Annotated in this window: 16 protein-coding genes and 2 tRNA genes; 10 read left to right on the forward strand and 8 right to left on the reverse strand. The window is 64.2% G+C overall.

The window, feature by feature from the left end; genetic code table 11:
- Positions 1-64 precede the first annotated feature (64 nt).
- Genes IPM49_02435 through IPM49_02445 form a run of 3 tightly spaced genes read right to left on the reverse strand, consistent with a single transcriptional unit; the run spans position 65 to position 5,225 of the window.
- Positions 65-2,521, reverse strand: a complete 2,457-nt coding sequence (locus IPM49_02435) for a ligase-associated DNA damage response DEXH box helicase (protein ID MBK9273384.1) — start codon at positions 2,519-2,521, stop codon at positions 65-67.
- A gap of 23 nt (positions 2,522-2,544) precedes the next feature.
- Positions 2,545-4,155, reverse strand: coding sequence for an ATP-dependent DNA ligase (locus IPM49_02440; GenBank protein MBK9273385.1), 1,611 nt, complete (start codon positions 4,153-4,155; stop codon positions 2,545-2,547).
- A complete protein-coding gene (locus tag IPM49_02445; protein ID MBK9273386.1) occupies positions 4,152-5,225 on the reverse strand; it encodes a ligase-associated DNA damage response exonuclease in 1,074 nt (357 codons plus the stop codon). Before IPM49_02445 ends, IPM49_02440 begins: the two co-directional genes overlap by 4 nt.
- 70 nt (positions 5,226-5,295) lie before the next feature.
- Here IPM49_02445 and IPM49_02450 point away from each other — a divergent pair, with 70 nt between their 5' ends.
- A complete protein-coding gene (locus tag IPM49_02450; protein MBK9273387.1) occupies positions 5,296-5,694 on the forward strand; it encodes a hypothetical protein in 399 nt (132 codons plus the stop codon).
- Between the two features lie 551 nt (positions 5,695-6,245).
- Here IPM49_02450 and IPM49_02455 read toward each other — a convergent pair.
- The 3 genes from IPM49_02455 to IPM49_02465 all read right to left on the reverse strand — a co-directional run bounded on the left by IPM49_02455 (position 6,246) and on the right by IPM49_02465 (position 7,693).
- Positions 6,246-6,437 (reverse strand): hypothetical protein, encoded by a 192-nt coding sequence (locus IPM49_02455; GenBank protein MBK9273388.1) that lies wholly within the window; start codon positions 6,435-6,437, stop codon positions 6,246-6,248.
- Between the two features lie 430 nt (positions 6,438-6,867).
- Positions 6,868-6,945 (reverse strand) — tRNA-Pro (locus tag IPM49_02460).
- 61 nt (positions 6,946-7,006) lie between these two features.
- A complete protein-coding gene (locus tag IPM49_02465; protein MBK9273389.1) occupies positions 7,007-7,693 on the reverse strand; it encodes a response regulator transcription factor in 687 nt (228 codons plus the stop codon).
- A gap of 166 nt (positions 7,694-7,859) precedes the next feature.
- Here IPM49_02465 and IPM49_02470 point away from each other — a divergent pair.
- The 6 genes from IPM49_02470 to IPM49_02495 all read left to right on the forward strand — a co-directional run bounded on the left by IPM49_02470 (position 7,860) and on the right by IPM49_02495 (position 12,617).
- Positions 7,860-7,932 (forward strand) — tRNA-Gly (locus tag IPM49_02470).
- Positions 7,933-7,988: 56 nt separating this feature from the next.
- Positions 7,989-9,230, forward strand: a complete 1,242-nt coding sequence (gene dcm, locus IPM49_02475) for a DNA (cytosine-5-)-methyltransferase (GenBank protein MBK9273390.1) — start codon at positions 7,989-7,991, stop codon at positions 9,228-9,230.
- A 26-nt stretch (positions 9,231-9,256) separates the two neighbouring features.
- The gene (gene msrA / locus IPM49_02480; protein ID MBK9273391.1) at positions 9,257-9,913 is read left to right on the forward strand and encodes a peptide-methionine (S)-S-oxide reductase MsrA; all 657 of its coding nucleotides are present in this window, start codon (positions 9,257-9,259) and stop codon (positions 9,911-9,913) included.
- A gap of 17 nt (positions 9,914-9,930) precedes the next feature.
- Positions 9,931-10,662, forward strand: coding sequence for a hypothetical protein (locus IPM49_02485; protein MBK9273392.1), 732 nt, complete (start codon positions 9,931-9,933; stop codon positions 10,660-10,662).
- 92 nt (positions 10,663-10,754) lie between these two features.
- Positions 10,755-12,107 (forward strand): OmpA family protein, encoded by a 1,353-nt coding sequence (locus IPM49_02490; protein ID MBK9273393.1) that lies wholly within the window; start codon positions 10,755-10,757, stop codon positions 12,105-12,107.
- A gap of 108 nt (positions 12,108-12,215) precedes the next feature.
- Positions 12,216-12,617, forward strand: coding sequence for a DUF983 domain-containing protein (locus IPM49_02495; GenBank protein MBK9273394.1), 402 nt, complete (start codon positions 12,216-12,218; stop codon positions 12,615-12,617).
- 7 nt (positions 12,618-12,624) lie between these two features.
- On the opposite strand, the gene IPM49_02500 is transcribed toward IPM49_02495, so the two are convergent.
- Complete coding sequence (locus tag IPM49_02500; protein MBK9273395.1) at positions 12,625-13,323, reverse strand: class I SAM-dependent methyltransferase; 699 nt, start codon at positions 13,321-13,323, stop codon at positions 12,625-12,627.
- An 88-nt stretch (positions 13,324-13,411) separates the two neighbouring features.
- Between IPM49_02500 and IPM49_02505 the strand changes: the two genes are divergently transcribed.
- Entirely contained in the window at positions 13,412-13,861 is a 450-nt protein-coding gene (locus IPM49_02505) for a MarR family transcriptional regulator (GenBank protein MBK9273396.1), read from the forward strand.
- A 46-nt stretch (positions 13,862-13,907) separates the two neighbouring features.
- Positions 13,908-14,486 carry a nitroreductase family protein gene (locus IPM49_02510; protein ID MBK9273397.1) on the forward strand — a complete coding sequence of 193 codons (579 nt, stop codon included), beginning with the start codon at positions 13,908-13,910 and terminating at the stop codon, positions 14,484-14,486.
- 1 nt (position 14,487) lies between these two features.
- Here IPM49_02510 and IPM49_02515 read toward each other — a convergent pair whose 3' ends face one another.
- Positions 14,488-15,804: an alkaline phosphatase family protein gene (locus IPM49_02515; GenBank protein MBK9273398.1), complete on the reverse strand. Its 1,317-nt coding sequence runs from the start codon at positions 15,802-15,804 to the stop codon at positions 14,488-14,490.
- 99 nt (positions 15,805-15,903) lie between these two features.
- On the opposite strand from IPM49_02515, the gene IPM49_02520 reads away from it, so the two are divergent.
- Positions 15,904-16,872 carry a sterol desaturase family protein gene (locus IPM49_02520; GenBank protein ID MBK9273399.1) on the forward strand — a complete coding sequence of 323 codons (969 nt, stop codon included), beginning with the start codon at positions 15,904-15,906 and terminating at the stop codon, positions 16,870-16,872.
- Positions 16,873-16,918: the final 46 nt, after the last annotated feature.

A 16,918-nucleotide genomic window follows, 5' to 3' on the forward strand; every position in this document is an offset into this window, starting at 1 on the left:
TTGAGAATCCTAAAGTACAACTTTAGAAATCTCAAAACAAGCGAAGCGGCACCGAGGGGGACGGTCACGCCTTCTCCAACCGCTCCGTCATCTTCCTGATCCGGTCCTCCAACTGCTCGCTGGTGAGCTTCTCCCGCAGGCGGTCCACGAGGATGGGGAAGGCGAAGGGCGTGAACCGGCCCGGGTCCTTCAGCACGATCCGCTGGCGCTGGATGCGCTCCAAGGCTTCGCGCATGCGCGGCAGTTCCATCTGCACATCGAAGGCCTCGTCGTAGGCCTGGCGCAGCAGCAGGTGGTCGGGCTCGTGCTCGCGGAACACGTCGAAGAAGAGGCCGCTGTTGGCGCGCATATGCCGCTCCTTCAACGGACGCCCCGGCATGCCTTTGAACACCAGCCCCGCGATGCTGGCGATGTCGCGGAACTTGCGCCGGGCCATCTCGGTGGCGTTCAGGCTGCGCTGCAGGTCGCTCAGCAGGTCCTGCGGACTGAACAGGTCGTTGTCCAGCGCCTCCTCGATGGGGATGGGTTGGTCGCTGAGCAGCTCGAAGCCGTAGTCGTTCATGGCGATGCTGAAGGTGATGGGCTTCAGCAGGCTCATGCGGAAGGCGAGGAGCGAGCCCATGGCCTCATGCACAAGCCTCCCCTCGAAGGGGTAGATCACCACGTGGTGCCCCTCGCGGCTCTCGAAGCGCTCGATCAGCAGCTCATCCTCGCTGGGTACGATGCTCGCTTCACGTTGGCGCTCCAGGATGGGCTGCACGGTGGCCATCTCCGCGTTGCGTCCGGGATCGGTGAGCTGCGCCCGAAGCACCTTGGCCATGTAGCTGGTCAAGGGCATTCTTCCGCCCTGCCAGCTGGGGATCTTGCCCTTCTGCTCGCGGCTCTTGCGCACCTGCGCCACCAGCCCCTGCACGCGCACGAACTCCAGGCTGCGCCCCGCGAACCAGAACACATCGCCGGGCTTCAACTGGTTGATGAACCATTCCTCCACCGTGCCGATGCGGCCACCGCCCAGCAGCTTCACGGCGTAACTCTCGCTGCCCACGATGGTGCCGATGCTCAGCTTGTGGCGCAGTGCGATGCGGCGGTCATGCACGCGCACCATACCGTCGGCATCCACCACGGCCTTGCGGAACTCCTCGTAGGCCGTGAGGCTCTTCCCACCGGTGGTGATGAAGGTAAGCAGCCAGTCCCATTCCTCGGGCGTGATGTCCTGGAAGCACCAGGTTGACCGCACTTCGTCATAGAGCGTGGCCGGGGAGAAGCCGTCGCTCACGGCCAGGGTCACCAGGTATTGGGCCAGCACATCGAAGCAGCGGAACAGCGGCTGCCGGGCCTCGATGCTGCCTTCCTCGGTGGCCTGTCGCAGCGCGGAGGCCTCCACCAGCTCCAGCGCGTGTGTGGGCAGGAACCAGATGCGGCTCACGGCATCAGGTCTGTGGCCGCTGCGTCCGGCGCGTTGCACGAAGCGCGCCACGCCCTTCGGTCCGCCCACCTGCACCACGGTCTCCACCGGACGGAAGTCGACGCCCAGGTCCAGGCTGCTGGTGCACACCACGGCCTTCAGCCGCCCTTCGTCCAGCGCCTTCTCCACCCACTCGCGCACCTCGCGGTCCAGGCTGCCGTGGTGCAGGGCGATGGTGCCCGCCAGCTCCGGTGCGATGTCCAGCAGGTGGTGGTACCAGATCTCGCTCTGCGCGCGGGTGTTGGTGAAGATCAGCGTGCTGGTGCTCTGCTCGATGATCGGCAACAGGCGGTGCGCCAGCTTCAGCCCCAGGTGCCCGGCCCACGGGTAGCGCTCCACCTCCTCCGGGATGATGCTGCGGACCTCGATGGGTTTGCGGAGGGTGCTTCGCACCAATACAGGGGTAGGTCGACCCGGTGGGTCGACGCTACTGGTGCGATCTACGATGTCGGTGCCGTGCAGGACCGTCATCGCTTCTTCCAGGTTCCCGATCGTGGCGCTGATGCCCCAGATACCCAGCTGCGGCCGCAAGGCCTTCAGGCGGCTCAGGGCCAGCTCCACCTGCACGCCGCGCTTGCTGCCCAGCAGCTCGTGCCACTCATCGGCGATGAACCAGTCGAGGTGCTTGAAAAGCTCCGCGTAACCCTTGGTGGCCAGCAGCACGTGCAGGCTCTCGGGTGTGGTGACGAGCAACTGCGGCAGGGCCTTCTTCTGTGCCGCGCGCTCCTTGGTGCTGGTGTCGCCGGTACGCGCGCCCACCTTCCAGTCCAGGCCCACCCCGTCGCACATCCGCTGGGCGCTCTCCGCGATCTCGCCGGCCAGCGCGCGCAAAGGCGTGATCCAAATGGCCTTCAGGCCTTGCGCCTTGGAAGGATGCTGCAGCGCATGGTTCACCACACCGCCCCATACCGCGTAGGTCTTTCCCGTGCCGGTGGGCGCGTTCAGCAGGCCGCTGCGCCCTTCGGCCATGTACGCCCACACCTCCCGCTGGAAGGGCTGAGGGCTCCAGCCTTGGGCTTCGAACCATTGCTCCAATGCAGGGTGCGCTCCCGGCATTTTCTGATCTTCTGATCGCCTGATCATCTGATCAATCCTTTCAGGTCATCCAGCGTGTTCGCATCCTCCGGCTTCTTGTCCCTCCGCCAACGGGCTATCCGTGGGAACCGCACCGCCACGCCGCTCTTATGGCGCGTGCTGGGGCTGATGCCCTCGAAGGCGACCTCGAACACCAGCTCAGGCTTCACCTGCCGCACCGGACCGAAGCGCTCCAGCGTGTTCTTCTTCACAAAGGCGTCCACCTCCAGCATCTCCGCATCGGTGAGGCCGCTGTAGGCCTTGGCGAAGGTGACCAGCTCACCGTTGTGCCAGAGCCCGAAGGTGTGGTCGGTGTACAGATCGGCGCGGCGGCCGTGGCCCTGCATGCTGAAGGTGAGCACGGCGTCGACGCTCAGCGGGTCCACCTTCCATTTCCACCAATCGCCGCGGCGGCGACCTACTTCGTAGGTGCTACTGAGCCGCTTCAGCATCAGGCCCTCGATGCTGGCGGTGCGCGCATGCTCGCGGTGCGCCACGATCTCCTCCCACGAAGCGAAGGGCAGCGTGGCCGAGAGGGTAAGCATCGGCTGGCCCGCATTGGACACGATGTCCTCCAACAGCGTGCGTCGTTCGCTGAGCGGCCGCTGACGGATGTCCTCGCCCGTATGCTCCATCAGGTCGTAGGCCATGAAGATCACGGGCACATCGGCCAGTAGCTTCTTCCCAACGCTCTTGCGGCCGATGCGTTTCTGCAGCTCGGCGAAGGAGAGGGGCGCACCATCCTTCCATGCGAGGATCTCGCCATCGAGCACGGTCCCGTCAGGCAGGGCCTTCTGCAGCGCCTCGAGCTCGGGGAACTTGTCGGTGACCAGTTCCTCCCCGCGGCTCCACACGTAGTGCTGGCCACCGCGCACGATGAGCTGCCCGCGGATGCCGTCCCACTTGTGCTCGGCCTGCCATTCGCGTGGGTCGCCCAGCGGAAACAGGTCCTCCAGCCCGGCACCTGCAGCCGTTCCCTCGGGACCCTCAATGCCGTAAGCCAGGTAGAAGGGGTAGGGGCGGCTGTGGTCATCGCCCTCGTTGGCACCGAGCACCAGGTCGTGGAAGGTGGTGGAGTGCGGACTCCAGTGGCCCATCAGCCGGTGCGCCAGAGTGTCCTCGTCCACCCCCGTGGCCTTGCTCAGGCCCTTCACCATCACCTTCTGGCTCACGCCGATGCGGAACCCGCCGGTGATGATCTTGTTGAAGACGAAGAGCTCCATGCCCTCCAGCCCCGCCCACGCGGCTTTCACGCGCACGGCCTTCTCCTCCTCGGGCAGGTCCTTCAGATCCTCCACATACCGTACCCATTCCGCCAGGGGCTTCACCATGCGCTCTTCCAGCTTGGCGATGTGCGTCACGGTCTCTGCGAAGTCGCCCACCACGTGGTAGCTCGCCTCGAAAAGCCAGTCGGGGATGCCACTGACCTCCGCGGCCCATTTGCGGAGCTGGGTGCTGGTCACCGGGCGTTTCGGGCGCCGCCCGCTGAGCAGCGCGATCACCCACAGCTTGTCGGCATTGTCCGCTTCGCGGAAATAGGCGGACAAGGCGTCCACTTTCGCGGTGGTGGACGTGGTGGCGTCGAGGGCGTCGAACAGGGCAGCTTCCCTCTTCATGGCGCGGGCTTTTCGGGTCGACCCGTTGGGTCGACGCTACGGGTGCTTTCCGCACCCTCGCTGATGACCTCACCACCACCTTCTCCCTTGAATTCCGTGGACTCTGCCGCCGCATCAACCCCAACGCTCCGCAGGTACTGGCTGAACAGATCCGTGTACCCGTGGGTCGCGATCACCCGTTCGGCGCCGCTTTCCTTCACGGCCAGCAGCAGCGCGTCCCAATCGGCGTGGTCGCTGAGGACGAAACCCTTGTCGATATTGCCACGGCGCCGCCAGCCGCGCAGTTGCATCCATCCACTGGCCATGGCCGTGCTGTAGGGCTTCATCCGATTGGTCCAAGGCGTATCCAAGGCTGAGCCAGGTGTGATGACCAGCGCGTTCCTGAACCGCTTCTTCGGAGTGTCCTTGTTGATATGCTCCCACGGCGGCAGTTCCAGCCCGCAGTCCTGCAGCACCTCATTCATGTTCGCCACGGCACCGTGCACCAGGATCGGACCGATGCTCGGGTCCACGCCGGTCATCACGCGCTGTGCCTTGCCCAGGCTGTAGGCGCTGATCACCGAGCACACGCCGTTCGCCGCATGGCCACGCCACCACGCGTTGATCTCATCGAACACCACGCGCGGTTCCTTCCATCGATAGATCGGCAGCCCGAAGGTGCACTCGGTGATGAGGGTGTGGCAGCGCACCGGTTCGAAGGGGTCGCTGATGCCGTCCGTGTGCCGCTTGTGGTCGCCGGTGGCCACCCACACCTCGCCCTTGTATTCCACCCGTACCTGCATGCTGCCGGGGATGTGGCCCGCCGGGTGGAGCGAGAAATTCACCCCGTTCATGGTGCCGCTCTGCCCAGGCTGCAGCGTGTCGATGCGCAGATCTTCACCCAGCCGTGCGTGCATCAGGGCCTTGGTCGTGGGGGAAGCGAGGTAATGCCGGCTGCCACGGCGGGCGTGATCGCTGTGCGCGTGGGTGATGATGGCCCGGTCCACCGGCCGCCAGGGGTCGATGTACACATCGGCCGGCGCGCACCAGATGCCGCGCGGGGTGAAGGCCAGCAAGGGCGTCGATCCCATGCTCACAAGGTATCGGGCTCAACCGCGCGTTCAGCGCCACGGTTGCCGGTGATCACGTATTTTTCGCATCATGCCCGCTGCCAACGAACGTGTGTGCCTGGAATGTGGGGAGCGCATCGTGGGGCGCCTGGATAAGCGCTTCTGTTCCGACGCGTGCCGCAATCAGTATCATTATCAGGCGAACAACGCCCCCATCAATTATGTGCGCAATGTGGTGAACGCGTTGAAGCGGAACCGAAGGGTGCTCAGCGAACTGAACACGGGGCCGGAAGGGAAAACACGGGTGCACCGTGACAAGCTGATCGAGCGCGGCTTCAACTTCATGTACCACACCAACGTGCACCGCACGAAAGCAGGTAACACCTACGTGTTCTGCTTCGAGCAGGGCTACCTCGACCTGGGGGAGAACTGGTTCATGCTCGTCCGACGGGACGAGTATCTGGCACGCTCGGGTGACCTGGGCAACTAGCTTGCCGCCCAGATGATCAGCACAATGCTGGCCAGGATCATCAAGGCCAGCACGACCGGACCTCCGATCTCGTTCTGTTCCGCCTCTTCGGGAAAGTGCCCTTCGTGATGATGGTCGCTCATGGTGTTGCTGATGTGGCAAATATAGGAGCGCCGTTTACGCAGGCCCAATGCGCTTCGCGTGTTCGCCCAACACCATCCGGTTCATGGCAGGGGGCACCTTCGTCCCGGTCCCATGAGGACCGTCCGGGAGACCCCGGCTTGGTTCCAAGACCGCCCGGGAGTGGAACGGGTGCAGACCCTCGCTCACGCGTGCCTATTCGCGCTGCGAACGAACACGCGGGCTCAACGAACGGGTCCGATGAACCTGGACCATCCCAAGGTGGTCCGTACGCAGGAACACTCCGACCAAGCTGTCGACCGGTAGCTGATGACCGGGCAGGCTCGCGTCCGCTCTTTGTATACGATCAACACAGAAGCTTGGAAACCCATTGGACCATGAGGATCGGTCCTTGGGTTCCTCCTGCCAAGTGTGCCTTCGGTCGCCCTCCGTCAGTTGAGGCTGAAGGTGGGCTGGCGCAGGACCATCCGCGCGATGACGGCGCTCTCGTTGCGACGCATGCGGGACACCAGCGCCAGCACCTGTTCATCCAGCTCACGGTCGGTGAGCTTCGTGAGGTCCTTGTAGACCGGCAGGCTGCTGCGGCTCTTGAGGATCAACGCTATTTTGTAGGCGCGTGACATAGGTTCCATCGGGAAGACGCTGGCCTGGTCATGAGGGATGCCTCTCCGGGGACGGAAAAATGGCCCTGTTCGACGAACGGTCGGACCACCCCAGGCAACGGTGGACAGAAACCCCCTGAGAACGAGGCGATCGGCCGGGTGCGACCCTCTTGGGTGCATACCGCGCCTGGGGCCACGGGGCAAGGCCTTCAGAAGCGCCGCATCGCCCGCCCGGGAATGCAAAAGCCACGGCGATCTGTTCGCCGGGGCTTATCCCTTTCGGGGTGAGTGGATTGCCCGAAGACGGGCTTTCCAGAGGGGGGGGATTGATACGCAAGCCCTGCACGTCGCTTCGCGTCGTGGGGCTTTTTCGTGCATGCCCTCGCTCAAGCTTTGCCTGGCTCGTTCACGCATGCAAAAGCCCCGGCGACTTCGTCGCCAGGGCTTGGTCTGGTCGGGGTGAGTGGATTCGAACCACCGGCCTCTACGTCCCGAACGTAGCGCTCTAACCGGGCTGAGCTACACCCCGTAGCTCCATGGACCGGGAGGGCTCCCGGGCGATGAGGGCGGCAAATATAGGTGGCTTCGGCTCAGGCGTCGAACTTGTAGCCGATCCCTTTGATGGTGCGGATCCGCGTCTCGCCGATCTTCTCACGCAGCTTTCGGATGTGAACGTCGATGGTGCGGTCGCCTACAAACAACTCGTTGCCCCAGATGTGCGCGTAGATCTCCTCCCGCTTGAACACCTTGCCGGGCTTGCTCATCAGCAGGACCAGAAGCTCGAACTCCTTCTTGGGCAGCTGTAATTCCTCGGTGCCTTTGAAGACCAGCACTTTCTCCAGGTCGACGCGGATACCGCTGGCCTCCAGCATCTGCCCTTCATTCCGATCGCCGGGGCTCCTCTTCAGCAGCGCCTTCACCTTGCTGACGAACACCTTCGGGCGCACCGGCTTGGTGATGTAGTCGTCCGCGCCGGCCTCGAAGCCCGCGATCTGGCTGTAGTCCTCTCCACGGGCGGTGAGAAAGGTGATCAGCGCATGCTTCATGTCGGGCATCTGCCGCAACTGATTGCACACCTCCACCCCGTCCATTCCGGGCATCATGATGTCGAGAACGACCAGGTCGGGCCGTTCCGCCTTGGCGATGCGCAGTGCATCCTTGCCGTTCTGCGCGGTGGCCACGCGATACCCTTCGCGTTCCAGGTTATACCGGAGCAGCTCCAGGATGTCCGGTTCATCGTCCACCAGAAGCACCTTGGGTGCAAGGGTTCCCGCCATGTTCACATTGGTCGGCTGCAAAGCAAGGTGGGCTATGAGGGTGTGACGTTAAGGACCTGTCAAAATTAGGTTAAGGTCCACCGCCCCGGAGAAAGGCCCGAGCGCGCCCATCGTTCTATCTTCGCCGCCGTACGTCGCTCGGCGGATTGTGGCGGTGCGTACGCAGGCGGGAGTAGCTCAGTTGGTAGAGCATCAGCTTCCCAAGCTGAGGGTCGCGGGTTCGAGCCCCGTTTCCCGCTCGAAGAAAGGTCCGGCGTTGGCCGGACCTTTCCGTTGTGGACGATATTTGGCACCCATGAGCCGCGGCCGACCACGCACGACCTGCACCCTGCGTGTCGCCGAGCTCTTCGCCGGGGTGGGCGGCTTCCGCCTGGGGTTGGAACGCGCCGGAGGCTATCAGGTCGTGTACAGCAACCAGTGGGAGCCCGGCCGAAGAAAACAACATGCCTCGGCCATCTACGTGGACCGCTTCGGTGACCAGCACCATGACAACCGCGACATCGCCACTGTTCCGGTGGCGGAGGTGCCCGCGCATGACGTGCTGGTGGGGGGCTTCCCTTGCCAGGACTATTCCGTGGCCAGCACGTTGCGGAACGCCCGCGGCCTGGTGGGCCGCAAAGGAGTGCTCTGGTGGCAGATCCATCGGCTGCTGCGCGACCATCCGCATCCGCCGTCCCATCTGGTGCTGGAGAACGTGGACCGGCTGCTGGGCTCACCGGCCGGTCAGCGGGGCCGCGATCTGGCGGTGATGCTGAGCTCGCTCTGGGGGCTGGGCTATGCGGTGGAATGGCGGGTGATCAATGCGGCCGACTATGGCATGCCACAGCGTCGCCGCAGGGTCTTCCTGGTGGGCCACCGGCTGGATCGGATGAGCCCGTTGAAACCCGAACAGCTGGAGGCTGATGGGGTTCTGGCCGGGGCCTTCCCGTATGCTCTCAAGCACGAAAGGCCGTCCCTTCAGCTGGAGCGCGATCTGCGCAAGCTGTCCGAGCGGTTCAACCGGAACGGGGACCGGTCCCCGTTCGGCAACGCAGGGGTGATGCTCAACGGTGTGGTGCTCACCCGGGACGTGGTCGCCGTCCACCCCGGTCCGTTCACCACGTTGGGCGACATCCTTCAATCCGAAGAAGCGGTACCGGACGCCTTCCGGATCCCCCGCTCCGAACTGAAGCGGTGGCGCTACCTGAAAGGCGCCAAGCGAGAAGCGCGCCATGTGTCGCGGAACGGGTTCGCCTACAACTACAGCGAAGGCGCGATGGCCTTCCCCGATCCGCTGGACAGGCCAGGACGCACGCTGGTCACCGGCGAGGGCGGGAAAGCACCCTCCCGGTTCAAGCATGTGGTGTGCGTGGACGGCCGGCGGTACCGCAGACTGACCCCGATCGAACTGGAGCGGTTGAACATGTTCCCGGATGACCATACCGCCGGAGCTCCGGACACCTGGAGGGCCTTCTTCATGGGCAATGCCCTGGTCGTCGGCGTTGTGGAGCGCATCGGCCGGTCCTTGACGGTTTTTCACGATCACCACGAACGATGACCGATACAAGGCCGTTGTTCCATGCGATGCGCGCCCCCTTCACCCTGTCCCTCGCTCTTGTCGGCATCTGCGCCTGCGAGGGTCGTGTACGACCTGCAGAGAACACCACATCCATGACCGATATGGCCGCCGCACCGAACATGCCCACCACCACGGACACCGCCGTTCTCGGCGCCGGCTGTTTCTGGTGCGTGGAGGCCGTCTTCACCGAACTGGAGGGCGTGCTCGAGGTCACCAGCGGTTATGCCGGAGGCCACGTGAAGAACCCCAGCTACAAGGAGGTCTGCGCCGGCACCACCGGCCATGCCGAGGTGGCCCGCATCGTGTACGACCCCTTCCGGATCACCTTTGACGAGCTGTTGGAGGTGTTCTGGCAGACCCATGATCCGACGACCCTGAACCGCCAGGGCGCGGATGTCGGCACCCAGTACCGGTCGGCGATCTTCGCCACTTCGCCCGAACAACGCGAACTGGCCGCCTCCTACAAGGCGAAGCTGGACGCCAGTGGGGCCTTCCCCGCACCCATCGTCACCGAGATCACGGACCTCACCACCTTCTATCCGGCCGAGGACTATCACCAGAACTACTACGCGCAGAACGGCGAACAGGGGTATTGCCAGCTGGTCATCCGGCCCAAGCTGGAGAAGTTCAGGAAGGTCTTCGCTGAGAAGCTTAGGCGCTGAGGGGATACCTTGCAGCCATGCGCGCTCCGCTCCACCCGGTCCTGGCCCTGTCGTTCCTGGCCTCCATGGCCACCGATGCCCAGAACCTGGTCCCGAACGGGAGTTTCGAGGTGATCAAGGGCAAGGTTTCCGCCTTGAACCAGATCGGCCGTGCGGAAGGGTGGAGCGCGGTGACCCTGGGGTTCGCCGACCTGTTCACACGCGAAGCAGGCACGCCGGACGCGTCGGTGCCGGCGAACCTGTATGGCAGCATGGAACCTGCGGACGGGGACCGGTACGCCGGCCTGTTCGCCTGGAAGGATGACGGTCGCTTCAACGCCTACGAAGAGGGGCGTCAGGATCCATTCGCGACCGGGTGGAACGTCTACGCCGAATACATCCGGATCGAACTGACGCGGCCGCTGACCGAAGGAGAGGTCGTGCAGGTGCGCTTCAAGGCAGCACTGGCCCCCATGAGCGACCGGGCGGTGAGCGGCCTGGGGGCCTACTGCTCACCGGTCGTCCTTGAGGGCAACCATCGGCGCTTCCTGCAGGAGAAGGCCCAGGTGGCCTCATCGGTGGTCCTTGACAGGCGGGGTGAATGGGTGGACGTGAGCGGGACCTTTGAAGCCGATGGCGGTGAACGACATTTGGTTATCGGCACATTCCCGTATGTGGGCTTTGAAGCGACCCGCCTTGTGGAAGGCCCGGACAACAAGTTCGCCTACTACTACATCGACGCGGTGAGCGTTGAGCCGGTCATCAACTGACCGTTGTTCATCCCCATTTGTGCCGACCGGTTACATTTGCGGCGCTGGAACGCTCCACAAGGGGCTTTGCCAAGCGCACCAAACCGAACACCATGAAGTTGCACTACTCCATGTTCCTGGCCCCGGCCCTGCTTTCGTTGCAGGCGGTGGCCCAGACCGGTCCGAACCTGGTGAAGAACCCGGGCTTCGAAGAAACGACCGGGACGGTGAAGACCTGGGACCAGCTCCATCTGGCCGCAGGGTGGTCGAACGCCAACGCCGGATCCGCCGACCTCTTCAACAAGGACGCCTGCTATGTAGGGGTCCCCGACAACGACCTGGGCAGCACCGCCGCGTTCGAGGGTGAGCGCTACGCCGGGTTCGTGGCCTACAAGGATGATCAGCGGCGCAACTGGAAGCGCGTGATGGACCACAACGAAGGTCCGTTCCGCCCGGCCTACCAGAACTACAGCGAATACCTCCAGCAGGAGCTCACCAGCCCGCTGACCGCCGGCCAGGAGTACGATGTGGTGCTGCGCGTGAAACTGGCGGGCAACAGCGACCGCGCCGTGAGCCATATCGGAGCCTACTTCTCACCCGTCCAGCTTGCGTACAACCACCGTCACTTCATCACCGAGAAGGCCCAGGTGTCGAGTGCTGACATGGTGACGGACAAGCAGAACTGGACCGAGGTGACGGGCAGCTTCGTGGCCGATGGCACCGAGAAGTTCATCATCATCGGTGCGTTCCCCGCCGCCGGCATGGACAAGAGCAAGGCCGTGGAAGGGGGTGACAGCCAGCGCGCCTACTACTACCTCGATGGCGTGAGCCTGACGGTGCATCCGGAGCCGGACACCGATGGTGATGGCGTGATCGACAAGGAGGACAAGTGCCCGCAGGAGCCGGGTCTGGCCACCTTGGGCGGATGCCCCGACCGCGACGGTGATGGCATCACCGATAAACTGGATGCCTGCCCGGATGCCGCCGGGCCCGCAGACAAGCAGGGCTGCCCGGACCGTGATGGGGACGGCTTTGCGGACAATGTGGACCGCTGCCCGGATGTGGCCGGCGTGGCCAGCATGAAGGGTTGCCCGGAGATCAAGGAGGAGACCAAGAAACTCTTCGAGAAGGCCCTGACGGGCATCCAGTTCGAGACCGGCAAGAGCACGATCAAGAAGGTCAGCTTCCCGATCCTCGACCAGGTGGTGGCCGTGATGAAGGAGAATCCCAGCTACAACCTCGAGGTCCACGGTCACACGGACAGCCAGGGTGACGATGCCGCCAACCTGAAGCTCTCCGAAGCCCGGGCGGCCGCCGTGGAGAAGTACCTCGAGGACAAAGGCGTCAACGCGGAAAGCGTGCGCTCCTTCGGCCATGGGGAGACCGAGCCTGTGGCGGACAACAAGACCTCCGCCGGTCGTGCCAAGAACCGCCGGGTGGAGTTCAAGGTGGTGTTCTGGGAGTAACCCCGCGAACACACTTGCGAAGAAGGGAGAGGCGATGCCTCTCCCTTCTTCTTTCCCGGTGATCCGTGTCACCTTCGGCAAGCGTCCTTCTGCTGACCTTTGACCCGAATGAAGAAAGGACAGAAGCTCTACAGCATCCTTCGGTTCAAGTGCCCGCATTGCCACGAAGGGGCATTCTTCGAGAACGACAACCCGTTCGTGTTCAGCACCATGGGCGAGGTGCGCAAGGGCTGCCCGGCCTGCGGCAGAAGCTATCACCGGGAGGTGGGCTTCTACTACGGCGCGATGTACGTGAGCTACGCGTTGGCCGTGGCCACCTTCGTCACGGTGTACGTGGCGGTAAGCGTGCTCTTTCCCGCAGCGAGCGCAGGGTTGGTCGTCGCCGCCGTGCTGGGTTCCCTGTTCCTGCTGGGCCCCGTGCTCTACGCGTTGAGCAAGATCATCTGGGCCAACCTGTTCTACAGCTATCAGGGGCCGGCCGCAGCGTCGCCGGAGGCCAAGGCGAAGTGACCGCCACCTACAGCGCGGGTTCCGCCTCGCTCGGGTCGGCCACGAAATCCATGGCGATCACCAACCACTGGTACGGCAGCTTTTTTCCATAGGCGCCGATATCCGTACAGCCCACCAGTTCCATTTCGTCCATGACGGCCTGGTCCGAGATGCGGTCCTGCATCGGCGGTCCGACAGGGGTCTCCGCCGGCATGAAATCCACAAGGATCAACGGGGCCGGGGTCTTCAAGGCCGACCGCACCTGCTTGAAGTACTCGATGCGATCGGGGATCGTCACATAGGACCGTGCGCAGAACGCCATGTCCGCTTCGCCAGGCTTCAACCCTGTCCCTTGCTCGACCAGGCGCACTTCCAGCACTTCCGGACCGATGCCCTGGGCCTTGGCGCGTTGCTTGATGCGCTCCGCCAGGTCGGGGTCCCGTTCGATGGCGATCACCCGGGCTCCGGCCTTCACCAGTTCGAACGCGTAGTACCCATCACCCGCGAACAGGTCGGCCACCGTGGTGCCCGCCACGTTCGGAATGAGGGTCCACAGGACCTCGGGTTGCCGCCAGGCCGCCTCTTGGGCCCATTGCGCAGGGTCGACGGTCGATGTGGACGGCGTGGTGCTCCCGGTCGTGTTCGCGGCGGGAGGCGCGGCCGCCGGGTCGCAGGCGGCCAGGAGGAGCAGGAGGACGGTCGTTGAGGCGGTTTGACGGAGGCTCATGGGCGTGGCAAAGAGGCACAAAAGTAGGGGCAGGCGTCACGCTCGGATCGGTCACCATGGAACAGGGCCCCTGGGTTAATTTTACCCCATGCCCGCATTGGAGGATGAACTGAAGAGCCGGTTCGAGAGCGATCAGCACAAGGCCCTGCTCAACGTCCTGTTCACCGCGAACTGGTTCAAGGGGGGCCATGCCCCGCTCCTGGCGGCGCATGACCTGAGCCTGCAGCAGTACAACATCCTGCGGATCCTGCGCGGAGCGAAGGGCCGGATGAACATGCACCAGGTGAAGTGCAGGATGTTGGATCGTTCCCCGAACGCCACACGCCTCACGGACAAGCTCATCCACAAGGGCCTCGTGGAGCGGGTGCGCTGCGAGGAGGACCGCCGGGTGGTGTATGTGAGCATCACCGCCAAGGGCCTCGAGCTGCTCCAAGAGGTGGACCAGGCCCTGCGACCGGTGCTGGCCGAGAAACATGCCCGGCTGACCAAGGAGGACGCGCGTACGCTGAACCGGATCCTCGATCACCTGCGCGGATGAACCCTTTGCCGAGCGGAACGTTCATTCGGTCCTGAGCTTCGTTCGCATGGACCGATCCCGATCCAGCCTCGCTCTACTGCCCGCCATAAGCGGGCGATACAGCCCACGGGCGTTCATCGACCGCGCGGTGACCGATGACGAATTGACCCTGGTGCTGGAAGCGGCCCGGTGGGCGCCCAGCAGCATGAACGAGCAGCCCTGGCGGTTCCTGGTGACCCGCCGGGGCGGAGAGGGCCACGAGCTGTTGTTGGACTGCCTGAACCCGAGCAATCGGATCTGGGCGGACAAGGCGCCCGTACTGATGCTGGCCATGGCACATCGCATCCTTCATCGCATCAATGCGGAGAACCATCACGCGCGGCACGACCTGGGTGTGGCCGTGGGACAGTTGGGCGTGCAGGCGACCTCCATGGGTCTGGGCCTGCACCAGCTGGGCGGGTTCGATCCGGGCAAGACCCGTCAGGCCTTCGGCATCCCCGAGGAACTGGACGTGGTGACAGTGATCGTGCTGGGCTGGCCCGGCAAGGCCGAGGACCTGCCGGAGCACCTGCAACAGCGCGAGCGCACCCGGAGCCCAAGGCGCGCATTGAGCGAACTGGTGCACTACGGGCGGTTCGCCGGCTAGGCTATCTGCGCGTTGGCGGTTGCGGGAACGCTCGGGTCCACTTTTCGCCCCCCTGGGCGTCGAAGGCCCGGATGGTGAGCACACGCTGTCCCTTGGGCCCCTCCACGGTGAGCGTGCAGAACCCCCGCTCCTGCAACAAGGTGCCTTCCACCTGCAGCGTGTTGGGCGACTTGGGGCCGTAGGTGCCCGAGGTGAGGGGAGAAGCGGTCAGGTCGAGGATCCACCGCCCATCCGCAAGGTCCAGGCGGCTCAGCTCCGTGAAATGCCGGTCGCCCGTGAGGAAGACCACACCGCTGATGCCCTCACGGTCGATGCGGTCCAACAACTGCCTGCGCTCGGCCTCGAAGGTGGCGTAGTTCTCGAAGTCGGCGGCCGTGCTCAGCACCTGTCCACCCACGGCCACGAACCTGAAGGTGGCATCGCTGTACTTCAAGGCCCGGATCAGCCAGTCGACCTGCCCTTTCCCCAGCATCGTGGGCTGGTCCGTGAGCACATCGGGCGGCACCCGATAGGTGCGGTCATCCAGCAGGAAGAGGTCGGCGTCGGCGTGGCTGAAGGCGGTGGTGATGCCTTCGGGCGCGCCGGGCACGCCGCTGCCCGGGTTGGGCCAGAACAGATCGAACGCCTCGCGGGCCATCCCGGCGTTCACGAAGCTGCCATCGGCATCGTTCGGGCCGAAGTCATGGTCGTCCCATGTGGCATAGTGATGCGTGGCGCGCAACAGCCGCTGCAGGGCAGGCTCGCTCCGTGTGTGTGTGTAGCGATGAAGGAAGCCGGTCCACGAACCCCAGTCAGGCTCGCGCAGGTACACGTTGTCGCCCAGCCAGAGCATGAGGTCGGGATGCTTCGCGGCGATGGCATCGAACACGGGATAGGCATCACCGTACGGCTTCCCTGGCCTGTCGTACGCCGGTTCATTGATGTAGGCACAGCTGCCCACGGCCATGGTGAAGGGGGGCGGATCGGTTCGCCACTTCCACAGCGGTTGCGTGCGGAACCGGAGATCGGCGCCATCATCCACCACACGCCCGTCCAACAGCACGTTGTACCCGTAGGTGATGCCCGGTCTTACCTGGTCCATGCGGAACTCCAGGGCATGGGCCCGATCGGGGTCGCTCACCAGCTCACGGGTGAAGAGCACGCTGTCCGGCCGGTCGATGGGCCAGTAGGCCAGTTGGGCGCGACAGGCCTGCCGGCATTGCAGCCAGATGGTGGCCTCCAGGTGGTCGCTGTGTCCGGGCATGGGCCCGTTGATCATGGGCTGGGATACCGCAGAGGTGGCCAGCACCATGATGGCGCCGGGGAGAACGATGCGCATGAGGCAAAGATGGGGACGGACCTTGCGCAAGCCTGACCCGGGTGCGTCCCGATGGAGGGGCTCAGCGGTTAGCTTTGGCCGGAACCTGAACCGCAACGGATGGAATTCAACCTGATCGAGGCGTGGCTTGACCTGAAGCGCCAGCTCCCCGAACTGCCCATCGAGGGCGTGGGGGCGAAGTACATCTACCCCCTGTTCATTCTGCTGATGATCGGCGAGTACGTGCAGGCCCGCCATCTCTTCGACCTCAAGGAAAGCTGGGCCGGAGTGGTGATGGGCCTGGTGGCGACGCTGATCAAGGTGATCGCCAACGTGTTCGAGATCAGCATCATGCTGTTCCTGTTCCACTGGGCCGAGCCCTTCCGCGAGCAGTACCTCGGGTACAGTACGCTGGGCACCGCCTGGTACGTCTGGATCATCTGCCTGCTCTTCGATGACCACAACTTCTACTGGCACCACCGCATCGCGCACAACGTGCGGTTCCTCTGGGCGGCCCACCTGCCGCACCACTCGGGCAGGATGTTCAACCTGACGGTGAGCATCCGCAACGGCTGGTTCATCGAGTTCTTCAAGCCGATCTACTGGATGTGGATGCCGCTGGTGGGCTTCGAGCCGATCATGATCGCCACGTGCCTGATCATCAACTCCTTCTACCAATTCTTCCTGCACACGCAGCTGGTGCCCTCCCTCGGCTGGTACGAGAAGATCTTCAACACCCCCTGGGTGCACGTGGTGCACCACAGCAGCAACACCGAGTACCTGGACCGCAACCATGGGGGCATCCTCGTGATCTGGGACAAACTGTACGGCACCTGGCAGGAACCCATCAAAGGCGTGGTGCCCAAGTACGGCATCAGCCACAACCCGGACTCCTACAGCCCGATCACCCACAACCTGTTCGAGTTCCAGGAGATCTGGAAGGATGTGAAGCGGGCGCCCACGCTGAAGGCGAAGCTCATGTACATCTTCGGGCCTCCGGGTTGGAGCCACGATGGCAGCAGCAAGACCAGTCGCCAGCTGCAAGCCGAGCTGAAAGCTCAACAGGCCGCCGGACAGGCCGCGGCGTGACCTCGACATGTCGAACGGAAAAGCCGGGCCTGGGCCCGGCTTTTCC

The sequence above is a fragment of the Flavobacteriales bacterium genome (assembly GCA_016715895.1).
Lineage (GTDB): Bacteria > Bacteroidota > Bacteroidia > Flavobacteriales_F > PHOS-HE28 > PHOS-HE28.